General features: G+C 65.3%; 9 protein-coding genes and 2 pseudogenes. 5 read left to right on the top strand and 6 right to left on the bottom strand.

Translation table 11 applies throughout. From position 1 onward, the window contains the following. The first annotated feature begins 403 nt into the window (after positions 1-403). Positions 404-3,334, top strand: coding sequence for a DUF6493 family protein (locus AB0C28_RS53895; protein WP_358084968.1), 2,931 nt, complete (start codon positions 404-406; stop codon positions 3,332-3,334). Positions 3,335-3,676: 342 nt separating this feature from the next. Here the strand turns inward: AB0C28_RS53895 and AB0C28_RS53890 are convergent. From AB0C28_RS53890 to AB0C28_RS53880, 3 genes and pseudogenes are all read right to left on the bottom strand, one after another. Beyond that, positions 3,677-3,907, bottom strand: a pseudogene (locus AB0C28_RS53890) (IS30 family transposase); the annotation flags it as partial. Continuing rightward, positions 3,823-4,065, bottom strand: a complete 243-nt coding sequence (locus AB0C28_RS53885; protein ID WP_358085029.1) for a hypothetical protein — start codon at positions 4,063-4,065, stop codon at positions 3,823-3,825. The gene AB0C28_RS53885 and the pseudogene AB0C28_RS53890, both read right to left, overlap by 85 nt. A gap of 42 nt (positions 4,066-4,107) precedes the next feature. Then, on the bottom strand, positions 4,108-5,220 hold the full coding sequence (locus AB0C28_RS53880) for an IS30 family transposase (protein ID WP_358085020.1): 1,113 nt from the start codon (positions 5,218-5,220) through the stop codon (positions 4,108-4,110). Between the two features lie 351 nt (positions 5,221-5,571). Between AB0C28_RS53880 and AB0C28_RS53875 the strand changes: the two are divergent. After that, positions 5,572-6,213 (top strand): annotated as a pseudogene (locus AB0C28_RS53875) (polymorphic toxin-type HINT domain-containing protein); the annotation flags it as partial. A gap of 9 nt (positions 6,214-6,222) precedes the next feature. Then, positions 6,223-6,987, top strand: coding sequence for a hypothetical protein (locus AB0C28_RS53870; RefSeq protein WP_357862975.1), 765 nt, complete (start codon positions 6,223-6,225; stop codon positions 6,985-6,987). A 1,129-nt stretch (positions 6,988-8,116) separates the two neighbouring features. On the opposite strand, the gene AB0C28_RS53865 is transcribed toward AB0C28_RS53870, so the two are convergent. Genes AB0C28_RS53865 through AB0C28_RS53855 form a run of 3 tightly spaced genes read right to left on the bottom strand, consistent with a single transcriptional unit; the run spans position 8,117 to position 11,358 of the window. After that, positions 8,117-8,758 (bottom strand): hypothetical protein, encoded by a 642-nt coding sequence (locus AB0C28_RS53865; RefSeq protein WP_358084966.1) that lies wholly within the window; start codon positions 8,756-8,758, stop codon positions 8,117-8,119. A 12-nt stretch (positions 8,759-8,770) separates the two neighbouring features. Then, on the bottom strand, positions 8,771-9,646 hold the full coding sequence (locus tag AB0C28_RS53860; RefSeq protein WP_358084963.1) for a hypothetical protein: 876 nt from the start codon (positions 9,644-9,646) through the stop codon (positions 8,771-8,773). Continuing rightward, on the bottom strand, positions 9,643-11,358 hold the full coding sequence (locus AB0C28_RS53855; protein WP_358084960.1) for a hypothetical protein: 1,716 nt from the start codon (positions 11,356-11,358) through the stop codon (positions 9,643-9,645). Before AB0C28_RS53855 ends, AB0C28_RS53860 begins: the two co-directional genes overlap by 4 nt. Positions 11,359-11,438: 80 nt before the next feature. On the opposite strand from AB0C28_RS53855, the gene AB0C28_RS53850 reads away from it, so the two are divergent. Both AB0C28_RS53850 and AB0C28_RS53845 read left to right on the top strand, forming a co-directional pair. Then, positions 11,439-12,194, top strand: a complete 756-nt coding sequence (locus tag AB0C28_RS53850) for an NUDIX domain-containing protein (RefSeq protein ID WP_358084957.1) — start codon at positions 11,439-11,441, stop codon at positions 12,192-12,194. Positions 12,195-12,804: 610 nt separating this feature from the next. Next, a complete protein-coding gene (locus AB0C28_RS53845) occupies positions 12,805-14,460 on the top strand; it encodes a DUF6119 family protein (protein ID WP_358084955.1) in 1,656 nt (551 codons plus the stop codon). Positions 14,461-15,102 lie beyond the last annotated feature (642 nt).

Here is a 15,102-nt window from a genome sequence, read left to right as displayed (position 1 = left end):
TTGTCCACGCGGCGTTACCCGGACCCCGGACCTTCGGCGACGCGGTGTTATCCGGCCGCCGGCCCCACCCCGAGCCGTCCGGTGGACCGCTTCCCCTGGCTGCCTACCGGCCGTCGGCGGTGGAGGCGACTCCATGACCGCCGAGCAGCCGGTCACCCGGAGGACGAGCACGGTGGGGATGGGCCGGTGGGCATTCGATCGGGAGGCGGGTGTCCGGGAGACGGTGGTTCGGGGCGCCGGGGAGCCGGCGTCTGCAGGAACAGGTGCGACCTCGCCGTCCACAGGGGCGACGGCGAGTTCGATCAGTGGGAGTTCGGCAGGGATGGCTTGGAGGGGTGAGAACTCGGCGGGGATGGGTTCGCGTCAAGAGGGCTCGGCGGGGACCGGGTCTAGGACTGCCGGGGTGAGCTGGGGCTGGGATGCGGTGGTGGCGGCCATCGACACCGGGGAGCTGGAGTCGGTGGCCGGGCGGGTGCTGCGGCTCGACGACCAGACCCGCCGTGAGGTGGCCGCGGCGCTGCCCGGTCACCTCGCCGTGGCCAGGAAACGCGCCGAGGCCAGGCGTCGGGCTCGCGAGATCGGGCGGCAGCAGGTCACGGAAGCAGCCTGGCGGGAGCACGTACGCGCCGCCGCCCGCGCCGGCCGTACCGTGTCCGCGCACGAACACTGGCAGCGCGACACCCCCTGGAACCCGCCGTGGACCCCGGCCGCGGACGAGAGCTGGGCGGCCCCGATGCTGGTCGCCGGAGCGGCCGCGATCGGCGGCGTGGCGGGCGTCGTCGCCTGGCTCAACCGGCGCGACCTCCAGGACCGCTGGGACGAGTACGGCGGCGACACCACCTCCACCGTGCTCGAACGCGTGCTGTCGGCCCGCCCCCTCGCATGGCAGGCCGACTTCGCCGTCCGCGCCGCGCTCAAGCTCCGCCCGGTCTCGCGCAGGAGTGCGGTCACCACGAGTCCTGTGTCGGGGCTGGTGCTGGCCATGCTGCGGCGCAGCGGCGTCACCCCGCCCGAGCACGATCCGCTCGCGGTGGCCTGGGCCGCACATCCGCCCAGCGCCGCGAGCCTGCGTACGGACCCGCTGCTCGACCACCTTCTGCCACGGCTGTTCGAGGCGGAGGGCGTGGGAGCGGCCCTGCGTCACGAACGCGGCTCCGGGCGGGCCACGGACGCGGGGCGCGGCTGGCTGACCGCGCTCACGGCGCTGGCACGCGAAGGCAGGATCGGCCGTGACGTGCTGCTCGACGGGTGCCTGCGGCGGTTCCTGCGCGGCGGGCATGCGGCTGACCTGCGCTTCTTCGTACGGCTGCACGATTCGCTCGCGCCGACGCGCGACGAGGTGAGCGAGCGTCACCGCGACTACCTGAGACTGTTGCCCGCCGCGCCAGGGGCCGTGGCGGAGACGGCGCTCAAGCAGGTGCGGCGGCTCGGGGAGACGGACCCGGCGGAGGTGACGGAGGCGCTGCGGGCCCTGCTGGCCAGGGGCGAACGGAAGTTGCTGACGGCGGGGCTGACCTGGCTCGACGAGTTCGCCGCCGCCGACCCGGACGCCGACCTCGGCTCGCTGGCGCCGGCGCTGGGGAAGGCGTTCGGGTGCGAGTCCGGTGACGTGCAGGGCCGGGCGGTGCGGGTGGCGGTCAAGCATGCCAGGCGGTTCACGGGTGAGGGGGCGCAGGCGCTGAGGGAGGCGGTCGTTGTACTGCCGCAGGAGCTCGGGGAGACGCTGGCGGAGCTGTTCGGCGAGGAGACGGGTTCTGACGCGCGGGACGACGGCGGGTTCGTTCCGGTACGGCTGCCCGAGCCGGTGCGGGTTCCCGATCTTCCGCCCCCCGTGATGTCGGCCGTGGACCTGGATGCTCGTCCGGTGGTGGCGAGATGGGAGCCTGCGGAGGCATGGCTGGCCGGGGTGGTGCGGCTGCACGGGCAGGACCGGGACGGGCTGGTGGCTCGCCTGTCGGAGGTCCCGCACGCGGCCGACCCGCCGCCGGGGCCGTGGACGGAGGTCGCGCAGTGGGCCGAGGAGATCACCCGCGTGATCGTGCACGGCTCCCCTGGTGGGGTGCCGGCCGGGAAGCCGGGTGATGGGCCGGCCGGAGCCGGGGGTTCGGAGCAAGGGGTGAGAACGGGCGGACGTGGGTGGGAACGCTCCCGGCTGCCGGAGATCGGTGAGGTCGCGGGGCCGCACCTCCTCCTGCTGCGGCGCCTCGCCGAGGTGTACGACGGGATCCAGGCGGGGACGCTGCCCCTGTACCTGCTGGCCGAGCCCACCGAGGGCACCGGGCACGTGGACGCCGGGCGGCTGGTCGAGCGGGTGGCCGGCTACGAGCGCGACGGGGTCGAACCCATGCCCGCCGACCTGGCTCAGGCGTTGTTACGGGTTCCGCGTTCGGTCGCACCAGACGTGGTGGCGCGCGCCGGGCGGCTCACCTCGGCGGCAGGTCAGGCGTTGGCCCTCCGGCTGCACGGTGAACAGCCGGAGGGCCGCGCCGAGATCACCTGGGTGCGCCTGCTCGTGGAGGGGGCGGGTTCGGGTGCGGTGGTGGGAGATGGCGATGACCGTGGGATGCGTCTGCCCGTGGAGAGGCCGGGATCTGGGACGGCGGTTGCGTATCGCGACGACCACGAACCGGTCCAAGCCGGCGTGCATGCGCTCGTGCCACGGCTCCATGGGGAGGAGCTGACCGGGGTGGCGATGGCCGACGAGTTGCTGACCGGGGCCCTCGCTCGCGGGAGGCGGGGGCACGGCGGTTGCATGCACTGGTGGCCGTATCTGATGCCGTCTCATCGGGAGGTCGTGGCCGCGCATCTCGTGCCGTATCTGCTCGAACGGTGGCGTCCGGACCGCGTCGAGCCTCGACTGGCCCAGGCGCTGGCGTCGGCCGGCGGGGCCCCGGGGGAGGCGGTGGCGCTGGTGCAGGCGTACTTCATGGCCGACCGGAGCTGGTCTGCCGATGCCCGGGAGCGGGCGCGGCCGGTGGTGGAGATGGCGGCCCGGGGCGAGCTCGACGGCGAGGAGGTGGGGCGGCAGTTGGCGCTGCTGGTCCGCAGGGCGGGGCTGAGGCCGGGGCCGGTGTTCGAGACGCTGGAGGGTGCGGCCGGGCTTGGGGCTCATCGGGAGGTGTGGCGGATCATGACGGGGTTTCTGTCCGTGTACCTGCCCGGGGCGGGGGAACGACCGCACACCCGGCACACGCAGGCGCTCACGTTCGCCCTGCGGGCGGCGCGGTGGGCGGGGGCGCGAGGAGCGGTGGGGTGCGTGGCGGAGATCGCGCGGCGCCGGGCATCGAACAACTTCGTCCGCGAGGCCCGCCGCCTGCACACCTACCTCACCTGACCGCCACCCCAGAGCCCGGCGCCCATCCGTTGGCGGGGATCGCTTTAGACTATTCTCTGTGAATCTCACCGAGGATCAATCGCAGGGGAATGCCTTACTCGCGGGTTCGTTGCAGGTGGGCTGATGGATCATGTCGCTGATGGCCGCCCCGAGCTTAAGTCGTTCAGCTCTTAAGCTTTCTTGAAAGAATCAATGTCAGCTGCTGAGAGCGAACTCGACGTGAGCCGAGGTCGGACGAGTTCCGGATGCCCGATGTATACTGCTCGATTACCTTATCGACTTCCTCGGCCGTCATGTTGACCATTACCGCAAGGGATGCCAAGAGGCCGTTGTTGCTTGGGTTCAAGGGGCCGTCGCAACGCTGCTGCTCAGGAGGGAGTTTAGATGATCGTTGAAGGCTCCAGCCGGGGTTTTCCAGCCGAGACTCTTGCGGGGGCGGGCGTTGAGGGTGGCGGCGACGGCGTCAAGGTCGCTTCGAGCGTGCCTGCTCAAGTCGGTTCCCTTGGGGAAGTATTGGCGAAGTAGGCCGTTGGTGTTCTCGTTGGTGCCGCGTTGCCAGGGGCTGTGCGGGTCTGCGCGGTCAGTACCTGGTCCTGCCGCGCTCGCGCCGAGGGGCCGCGCCGCTGCCGGGCCGCCCAGGCGTAGTAGCCCTGGCGCGACACACCCAGCACCCGGGCCAGCAGGGAGACCTCGTGGTGGTCCTTCTCCGCATGGATCAGCCGGAACTTCATCTCGGCAGATCCGTCTCCCGCGCGAAGAAAGCCGCCTTAGATTCAGAGAGTCAAGGCAACGCATTGGGCGGGGGTCTGGTAGCCGAGGCATTTGCGGGGGCGGTTGTTCAGCCGGGCGGCGAGGGCGTCGAGGTCAGCTTGGCTGTATAGGCTCAGGTCGGTGCCTTTCGGTAGGTATTGCCGGATGAGTTTGTTGGTGTTCTCGTTGGTGCCTCGCTGCCATGGGCTGCGCGGTGCGGCGAAGAAGACGTCGATGCCGGTCGCTTCGGTGAGCAGCTGGTGGCCGGCGAGTTCCATCCCGCGGTCCCAGGTCAGAGTGCTGCGTAAGCGTGCATCCATCCGTGTGAACGCCTGCTGCAGGGCGGGGATGACCGTCGTGGTGTGACGGCTGGGTAGCGCGACCATGGTCAGGTAGCGGGACTTGCGGTCGACCAGCGTCGCGATCTGGCTGTTCTTGGCGCCGATGATGAGGTCGCCTTCGAGGTGGCCGAGCTCGGTTCGGGCGTTGGCGGCGTCAGGCCGTTCCTCGATCGGCCGTGCCCCGGTGATCTGGGAGCGCCATTGGCCCTTGACCGTGTTCTTCTTGTTCTTGCGGATGGGACGGCGCGTGCGCAGCTTGGTGCACAGCTCACGCGGGATCAGCTTCCACCGGGTCGTGTAGATCGCTCGGTAGATGCTTTCGTGGCTGATCCGCATGAGCGGGTTGCCGGCGTGCGTCAGCCGCAGATGTCCCACGATTTGCTCCGGGGACCACTCGTTGTCGAGGAGTTCGATCACCAGCCGGCGCAGCACCGGGTTGTTCTGCAGGGCGGACGGTTTTGGGCGGCGTGCCTGCTCTTGGGCGCGTTGCTCGGCGGCGACCGCACGGTACTTCGCTCGGCCGCCGTTGCGGGCGACCTCCCGGCTCACCGTGGACGCTGAGCGGCCGATCGACACGGCGATCGACCGTAGTGAGGCTCCTGCCTCCAGGCCGCGGGAGATCGATTCCCGCTCCTCGGCGCTCAATCGGTCGGCCCGGCGCACCCGCGCGGCCGGCGCGATGCCGCCATGGTGCTTCAGCACCGTGAAAACCGACCCCGGAGGCTTGCCCAGCGCTCGGGAGATCACGCTGATGGACTCACCGGCGCGCCACCGCCGCCACAAGTCCTCTTTCATCACGTCTGACATTCCCGGCCGACCCATCCGAGCCACGATCCACCCATCCACTTGCAGTGTTGCGTTGATCGTTTGAATCTAAGGACGCGCTGGCCTGCGCCGGCGTCATCCCCTGGGGGAAGGCCATCGGGCTGCCGGCCAAGGTCATCAGGAAGCTCGTCAGCAAGGCTGACGACACCGTCCAAGCAGGACGGAGCGCGAGGAAGACCGGCAAGGCGGGGTGCAGCAGCTTCGTCCCCGGTACCCGCGTCACCATGGCCGACGGGACGACCAAGCCCATCGAGGACGTTAAGGTCGGCGACAAGGTGATCGCCACCGACCCCGAGTCGGGGCCGGACCCGCGCCGAACCGGTCATCGCGGTCATCACCAGCAACGGCGCGAAGAACCTGGTCCGGGTCACGGTAGACACCGACGGCGCACGCGGGGACGAGGTGGGCGTCGTCGTGGCCACCGAAAGCCATCCCTTCTGGGCGTCCGGCTCGGACGAGTGGCAGGACGCGGGCTCGCTCACGCCGGGACAGTGGCTGCGGACCAGCGAGGGCCGCCTTGTCCAGGTCACGGCCATCCGCAAGTGGAGCGCCAGCGATCAGCGGGTGCACAACCTGACAGTTGCGAAAGCCCACACCTATTGTGTCGAGGCGGGGCGGCAGGACCTGCTCGTCCACAACGTCGGTCCCTGCATCCCGGGCCCTGCTCGGTATCACGACGAGGAAGGGCTGTCCCATTCGTTCGATCGTCACGCGCAGCAGTGGTATGGGAAGGAAGTGAAGAAGGAGAAGCTGCTCGACGACTGGAAGAACCTCATCGAACGAGGGATGAAGTCGACGAAGGTGGTGTTGTGGAAGACGGGAAGCATCGAGACCTATGGGCACCTGATGCGTGTGGATGGGAAGTGGTTCTTCGTGCAGTTCGCCCGCTCCGACGGGCGCCTGATGACGGCCTTCGTCCCCAACCAAGCGCAGCTTCGCCGAATCCTCAGCCTCCTGAAGTAGGACGTCCCCATGCCCAGTAGCCCGCTGTCCCCGGAACCCCCGCACCTGTCGTTCGGGCTCTACTCGGAGCACGGAGAGAGGCTGCTGCTGTCGCAGGTGTGTGCGGCGATCGGCAGCGGCGCGGGCGGGCTGACGGGGGTGATCGGCGTGGCTCCGCGGGACAGCCAGTTCGAACTGGTGAGCGACCTGGGCGCGGACTACTACGAGACGGAGTTCCCTCTGCCGCACGCGGCGGCCGTCGTCAGCGATGCCGACCCTGAACTGCGAGCCGTCAGGGTCGGCTTGCGGCACGAACTGGTCGGGGCGATGGTCGCCGGTTATGACTGGTCGGACAGCGGCGCCGATCACGCCGTCTCCGTCTTGGCGGAGGCCGGGCCGCTGGGCGTTCCGGACGAGATCTGGACCGGCGCGGAGAGGCGGCGGGCGAGGAAGCGGGCGGAGCGGTTCGTGGCCCTGATGCGGCACGTGTGTGACGAGGTGGATCCCCTGTACGGCGCCGTGGGCGTCGAGATGTCGATGCCCACGCCGCGGCTGCTCGCCAGGTCACGGAACGGGCTGGGGGATCTGTACGTCTCGGATCGCCTCATGTCCCGATCTCCCGCCCTGCGCGATGGGTTGTCTGGCTGCTTCGCCAAGGCTCAGGTCGATACCTGGGGCAACGGCACCTACTTCTCCTCGTGGGGGCCGTTCAACGGCGCTGGTGTGAGCGCCCCCCACGCCGAGGAGATCTCGCGCGAGGCGGTGCGGCTGCTCGGACGGGCGCTGGCTCGTTGACCGAGGGCGGTAGCGCCAGGGCATGCGGCTTCACGTGGGATGCGCCACGTGGACGCCCACGCCGTGGCAGGGGCGGTTCCTGCCACATCCGCTCGCGCCGGCCGAGCGGCCTATGCTGGTGCAACGCGGTGGAGGACGTCACTCAGCGGCGAAGCCTGAGCGACAGATGCTCAAGAGCTCCACATCCGTGCCGAAGCCCCCGCCAAGCACCTGGTCTCCTGCTCCCCGAAGCAGCGGAAAGGCCGGAACCGGGTTCGCTCAGTCGTGGGCCGCTCGGTCACCGACCGGCTGATCCTTCCAGCTGCACTCCACGACTCTCTGGACACACACGGTCCAGCAGCTCGACCTACCTCGCAATCGCCGTTCTCCCGCCGGCACCGCAGCTACGCCCGAGATCCTGCTGGCTAACTCGCGAAACAACAACACGCGGCGGCGGATGGTGGCCCGCCAGCACGGAACAAGAACTGTTCAACCCCGGGAAGGTCGGCACCACCCGCTACCAGTACCGGGGCGCAGTCATCCCTTCCCTCCGGTCGAGCCAGCACGATGAACACTCGCTGTCCGTGGCCATGTAAAAGTGGGCCAGACCCACACGCACTTGGCCGTTGACAGCGTCGCTGGTGAAGATTCGAGGACTCTGTCTGATGCAGGTAGCAGGATGGCTTGACCTGTGGGCTCAAGGGCCGTGGTCGATGGCTCTGCAAAGACACTGCGTCGGGGTCAGCGCCGTCAATGTCGATCTTAATTGTGGAGGTGGGCTGAGGCTGAACGCCCCAGATTCAGGTCCTGAACTGGGGAAACGGCTTTAAGATCATCCCCCGCATGTCCCCTGATCATGGTCGTACGGCTGCGTACGGGCACTGTCCGCTGCCTATCGAAGGTGGCGAAAAAAGACCTGCAGCTGTGAAACCGCAGGTCAGAGGCCTTAAATGCCGATCTAGGTGAGTGCCCCTGGCAGGGTTCGAACCTGCGGCACCCGCTTTAGGAGAGTGGTAGCCGTAGGGCTGGCGCACACGCTCTGACCTGTGCAGAAGCTTCGCGACTCCTGCGCCAGCTGGAAGATCATCCCGCGTATGTCCCCGGACTCGTCGAGGCTGGCCACTACCACGTCACTTAACGTCACGCCCATCTAGGCATGGTCCCAGGCCGTGGTGAAGAGCTGAAGGGCGTAGTCGTACATTAGGCCAGGCCGGGGCGCCACGATGCAGGGCGAGTCGCGGCCGTGGGCCGCTCGACGGTAGAGAGTGAGGAAAGCGACGCGATCGGTGATCACTATTCGGTGGAGGTTGGGAAGGTTATAGCGGCGCAGCTCGATGTTGTCCCTGTCAGCCGCGACCTCCCTGACGTATCCAGCGTTGATGTCGACCTGCTCGGCCAGCATTCCGCGGGAGAAGCCCGGGTCGATGCGCTGGATCTGGTCCTCGCGCCACTCCAGCCATGATGCGGAGGCGTGGTTGGTGTCGGGAAGCAGTACGTGAACGAACTCTAGGCGACGTCCTTCGTCCTCCCACAGGGCTACGAACCCGTCGCGGGTGAGTTCATTCCCTCGGCCTGCGAGCACCCGTACCCAGCGGGCCTTGCCGAGTTCTGCTGTGAGATCTTCGGTGGCGACGCGCTGTCGTGGATGCACCCGGGAGATTCCCAAACCGGTGAATCTGGACAGAAGCAGGGCTGGCCAGGAGCGCACACGGGGCGACAACGCCATACCTCCCACAACGGCGAGCGCGGTGGCGACGAGGGAACTCACCACCCCGATAACGAACTCTCCCATTGGGGCTTCCCGTCAGGTGTGAGACGGAAGGTAGGGGATTAGGGCTCGCAGTACCTCTGCGGCGTTCCGGGCGGCCGATTTCTGTAGGATGTCATCCTTTTCTTCGTTCGAGTAGTCGGAGACTCCGCGGATCACTACCCATCCGCGCATCTGAGCCAGATTGCCGCGCTCGTGGAATGCTTGAGCCAGACCGCCGGCTTCCATATCAACCACGGAGATCTTGTCATTGTAGTGTTTGAGGTATTTCCTGATCTCGGACTCGGCGTCCGCGATAACGGCGTCACCGGTTCCGACGATGCAGGGGATGACCTGAAATTCGTTCTCTCCGCTTCCGAATCGTGCAGGTTCGCCGTAGTCGACGAAGAAGCTGTTTACGGCGTTTCCCACGATTGCTGATGTCTCACGGTCCTCGCCTCTGCGTTGGGTGCCGTCAGCCGTCTCCTTTCGGAGGTCATAGTAGACGGCTCTCGTTGCTATGGCGACGTCGCCGGTGGAGACGTCCGGCTGGAATCCGCCACCGATGCCGACAAGTGCGACGACCGCCGGGCGGAACGTCTCCCTGAGATTCTCGAACGCGGCCATTGTCGATCGTTGGCCCTGGCGCAGCGATCGAGTCATCGCCACTCTGGAGGGTACGCCTCGGAGGTCGATAGTGCCGTGCCAGAAGGGAATCCCGTTCACGGGGGCATGTTCGAGTTTGAGGGTATCTATGACTGCCCTGGCCTCCGATTCTTTGATTGTTATCACGCCGACGTCTGCTCGCCTACCAGCCACGGCCTCCGTTAGGTGGTGGTGGACGACCGCAGCGCCGTCGCCGATTGCGGAGCCGCTGATGGTCATAGGGCCGCCCTGATTGATTATTCCGCTATTCTTGAACTGATCGTTCATGTGTGGCCTCCTCTTGATGCGCTTCCGAAGTTCTCAGGTAAATCGAGTTTCACCGCGTTGGTGCCGACTGCGGAGTTGTTTACATTCATCGATTCACCGAAGTTCATAATCCCTGTATTGATGATGTTGGTGGCGCGTTCTTCGAATTCCGAGATGTCGACCTTTTTTTCGCGCAGGAACTCGGTCGCCGCCTTCAGTAGGCGGTCTTCTATGAGTTTCACGTGGTCGGAGATGAGCGTTCGGTCGAGTTGGGCCGTCTCCCACGACATGCGCTCTTCTTCGCGCACACTCAGCTTTGCTCCGATCCTCACACCGCGTTTGGGATAGAGTACGCGGGCTCGCCGTGCTCGAAGGGCCCCGAGCAGGGTGGCCGGGACGTGGATGAGACGCCATGACTGCATGATGTCGGTCGGAAGTTCGGTAAGTGCTCGGACCGCTGCCCGGAGGATGGCAGTGACTCCGACCTCGCCGTACTCGTCTAGGACGTGATATTCGTCCGGCGTCCGCGTCAGCGCACAGGCAGCGAAGTCGAGGCTGAGCGCGCGTCCTTTGACTGTGGTGCGAAGGAACACAGTGGTGACAAGCTCACCGGCTACCGATGTACGGACCTCAAGGAAGTGATGGAATCGGTCGAACGGCCGATCGATGATCTCGTTGATTTCATGCGCAGCAGGGGTGCCTTGTAGCCAGCCGCGCTCTGGGTCGACATCAGCTTCCGCTACATAAATACGGTCTGCTTTTCCGAAGTCCGGAAGGCTGGTGGCGTCATCCTGCCCGTCGAGCCGTTGCATCTCGTCCTTCAGATACGCGACCAGCTCATGGGCCTTGAACGGGGGAGGATCAAACTCCCGATCGGCCATGCTGCCTACGCCTATCTGCAACAGGTGGATGTTGAGTGGCGGGTTCCAGCGATGAGTCAATCGTCCGGCTCCGACGAATGGTTTATGTGAGTCGTCGCGTGCCAGGATGTCGCGGAAGCTCTCCGGCTCCGGCTCCTCCTTGGGCGCCCTGCGGTAAATGACGAATGTGTGGTGCTGCTGTTCGTCGATCGCTTGATATCGGTGGCTGTCAGGCGAGGGCAGCTGACTCTTGGCTGTTTGGTGCAGCGCGCCGCGTTGGGCTGCACCACAGCCGCCCGCGACGAGAACCGTCAAAATCCCCATGATCGCTGTTTGCTGCAGCAACTGGGAGAGCGGAATGCCGGCTATACCGGAGATCATGGGAACGGCGACGACTAAAGCACCGCTGCCGATACAAGCAAGCTTCAGGGAGCGGAGGTACGCGGCGAGGTCGTTCGACTCGCTGTTCCAGCGGGCGCGTCGCAAGAACCGGTCCGCACGCTCTTTTGCCTTTAGTGGTAAGGCGACCAGAGCGCTTCTGACAGCGACCGCAGCAGACCAGCACAGGCCGAATACCGCGGCCTCAGCGGCGGTCGCGGCCGGGGCCCATGCGATGCCACCCAGGAGGACTGCGAGGACCAGCATCCACTTCAGTGTCTCCAGGCGCCACGCCCGCCACGCGTGCACAACGACTGGCACCAGATCGAAGCCGTAGGAGGGCGCGACCATGTGCTTGGAGTCGTTGTAGACCCGGCGGATGACCATCTCGCGGAAGTCGCGATCGAGGTAGACGCCGGCACAGAGGTACCGTGTCGCCTTCGAGTCGACTGCCCCCGTGCTCTTCTCGAGACGTACCGTACGCGATCGGGCCATGAGCCCTCCCGGTAGTCCTTTAGGTAAATCTGACCATAAGTCCGTCACGACTTGGAGTCAACTAGACCTTTAATAGGGGTATGGCAATGAGCAAGGCAGTTCGCCGACGCCGCCCGCCCGCCTCCCTGGCCGTAGCCGTGGATCTGGTGATCTTCACCGTGCGCAATGGTCGACTCCAAGTTCTGCTAATCGAGCGCGGCAACCTGCCCTACCGTGGCGAAGCGGCGCTGCCCGGCGGGTTCGTCCGCGACGGCGAGGCGCTGGGCGCGGCCGCGCGGCGGGAACTACGAGAAGAGACCGGAGTCGGTGGCGGCAGTCTGCACCTGGAACAACTGCACGCCTATGGCGAGCCCGGTCGCGACCCGCGTGGACGGATCATCTCCATCGCCTATCTCGCGTTCGGTCCCGATCTGCCTGTGCCCCAGGCAGGAACCGACGCGTCCGCCGCCCACTGGATCCCGGTCTCTTCCGTCCTCGACGGGCAAATCACACTTGCCTTTGACCACGAAGAGATCCTCCGTGATGGCCTCGAGCGGGTCAGGTCCCAGATTGAGCACACCACAATTGCCGCCGCTTTCTGTAAGGAGCCCTTCACTATCGCTGACCTGCGTCAGATCTACGAAGCTGTGTGGGGCGTCCCTCTCGACCCCAGCAACTTCCGTCGTAAGGTTATGAAAACCGAGGGCTTCGTCGTTCCTATCGGTGAACGACGAAGCCCTGACATCGGACGCCCTGCTGCCCTGTTCCGCCGAGGACTCGCCAAGACACTCACTCCACCCTTGACAAGGTTGGGCAGCATCGCGCAGCTTTTGGCTGACGACGAGAAGCTCACCTAGCTATCTAAGTCGTTATCTGGCGCGTCAATTTCTGGGCGAGATGCGAGGCATGCGGAGCGTCTGAGGCGTAAGTATCAGCTGCTCCTGTCTGTGAAACCTGGACTGCTTCCGTGCTTGGATGGCATAGACCAATACCCCCATTTCGGATACGCCGAACTGTCGGTCGGCTCCGTCCCAGATACCGCGCGATAGTGAGATCGACTAGCCACATGTACAAATGCTGGGCTTCTGTGTCTTCCCCCTGCGTGAGCACTAATACGGGACGAGAGTGGGCGAATGCGCCACCGTACCTATCTAACTGGAAGTCGCTCTATTTTCTTCCAGTGGCAAACGTTGCACAGAGTCGCCGAAAGTCTAGCGAGCATCTAGTTTCAAAAGGGACGAATCGTCGATGTGCTGCACGTATGACGCCAAATGTAAGTCAGGGTGTCCATATGTGCCAAATCTGCCACTCAGCATCTATGACGGATTTGTGTGGCAAAGTATGCCGAATCAGCATAAATAAAAGCTGCAAAAAAATAGCGAACTAAATGGCAATGCTTTCAGTCGTAGTGGGTGTAGGCAACATCAGAGGCGGCATAGTTGCCTCGGCTACCCCTGGAGAAACGCCATGTCGTCCACCACACTGAGGGCTACCGTCTATCGAATCGCCGGCGTCAAACCAACCATGGAGGGCATGTTCGACGCTACTACCTCCGGTCGTCTGGCAGGGCCGGGCGTCGATTTCCACGCGTTCGAGATCGCGGGCGCTCCGGCGATTCTCTACTACAGCCAGCGGTCCACTGCGGAGCCTGCGTGGTGTCCGAGACTGTCCCAGCTCACGGGCCTGCCTCTTGCCCTCCTTAGGCAGGAGGCGGAGGCAGTACTCGTGGTCGCCGTCGACGGTCACGTCTACGCGCTTGGCTGCGGCCAGGGCTACCTGTCCATCTCCGGCATCAAGGAACGCGGGTTTGGTCTTCGCTGCGCGCTACGCACCGTCGACCCGGGCCAGGTCCAGGATGTCGTCCGCCGGGCAATCGGCGGCTTCTCCAGGCAGGACTCGACGATGGCCCCGGACGGGATTCCTATTGGCGTGGTCGGGGTGCGCGGTTACACCGAACTGGTAAAGAGGCTGGGCGGCCTGATTAAAGCCTCTGATCTGGGCCTCAACCACCGTGAGTCGATCTCTGTCGAAGGCGGAGACGGGCTTCGACTCCCGATCCCATTGGAGCAGGTGAAATTCCTGGCACTGCTGCGGCGCCTCAACGAGATCCGTGACCGCCAGGTGCGTCCCGAGTTCGAGTCGCTTGAGGCGATCCAGCCAGTGGGCGACGAAGCGCTGTCCCAGCGGCTGGACGCGCTGCTAGACGAAGGGCTACGAGAGAGTGGAGACATCGGGGTGCATCTCGTCATTCCGGCGGATCTCGGCGAGCGTCGCCATGGTTGTCGCTCCTATCTCATCAAAGTCGGCAGCGTGCCCATTGTCAGGGACGAGCTTGACCTGGCTGACCTCCAGGGGCGCTGCAAGGTCCAGTACAGCCGCACCCCCGTCGCCGCGCTCCGGGAGGGTCGCGTCGACATGTGCTCCGACGGCGAAGGTACGCAGTCAATCGGCCACACCTCGGCGATCCGTTGGATTGAGGCCACCGTGCCAATCGGGCCGCGTATCTACCAGCTCAGTGACGGTGAGTGGTACGAGTGCAGCACTGTCTACCTGGATTCGATCAAGCGCCGAATGCGCGAACTGGTCGTGGAGCAGCCAGAGCTCGCCATGTTGCCGTGGCATCCAGACGAGACCGAGGAGGACTACAACAGGCGGATGCAGCGCCACTTCGGCTCCGCCACGTACGTCTGCCTTGACCGATACCTCGTCCGAACGCCCCAGCACAGCAGGGGCAGAGGTATGGAGGTCTGTGATGGAATCACTGACCGCCACACTCTGGTCCACGTCAAGGCGGCCGCCAGCTCCGAACCGCTGGGGCATCAATTCAACCAGGCACTCATCTCCACCCAAGCCCTGTACGAGGAGCCGGAAGCGCGGGCAAAGTTCAGTGCTAAAGTCTCGAGACTCAGCGGTGGCCAGCTCACGGTACCGGAGGACTTCAGGCCCGAAAAGGTCATACTGGCAATTCTCCTCAAGGACAAGGAACTAACCCGCGACTCGCTCTACCCGTTCGCGCAGGTGGCGCTCGTGAACCTCGCAGACACGCTCATGCGGCAATATGGCGTGACGGTTGAGGTCGCTGCCATCCCGGTTGAGTCGGCTCATGACGCGGAGGCGGCATGACGGGGACTTCGACGTACGCGACGTTTCCCTGATGCAGGCCCACTTTGAGTAGCTCCCAGTAGCTCCTCTCGCGGGATCATCTGCATAGTTCTTACAGTCCCTCCAGAGCCGGGCGTAGACGTCTCCGGCAGGGCGTCTGCGGCGATATCCCGGAACAGATGGCTCGACCGCTATAAGAGAATGGAGGCTACCATGCCTGTTCCTGCGCCTTGAGCTGGGCAAACAGGCTGTGTAGCACCTGGGTCATGCAAAGATCATTCCGCGCCTATCCCCGGGCAGGCCGGCTGGACTATTGTGGGCGCGGTTGCCTGGCCCTGATCCATATGCAAGCCCTGCCATGACGCCATCCACGCCTGACAACCAACCGCGGCACCCACGGGTAGGCACTGGAGAGCTGGGCGATCGGAAACGATCACGTCCGGTTCGGGCCGGAGGCAGTTGGAAAGGGCCTATGTCAGGCACCTCATCAGCGGCCTACCGGTACTCCTGCTCCTGTCCGGGCGAGGTGCGGTCCTGGGTTCGATCGTCATGTGGATCTTCTTGGTCACTAGGCCGTGTTTCAGAAGTGATCTGAGTGGCGATCGCTTGCGGTGGATCGACAAAAGAAGAGGTCTCCGGTAGATGAGTCAACGACCAAGAAGA

The sequence above is a fragment of the Nonomuraea sp. NPDC048892 genome (assembly GCF_040649735.1).
Lineage (GTDB): Bacteria > Actinomycetota > Actinomycetes > Streptosporangiales > Streptosporangiaceae > Nonomuraea > Nonomuraea maheshkhaliensis.
This window is presented reverse-complemented; position numbering and strand designations above follow the sequence as displayed.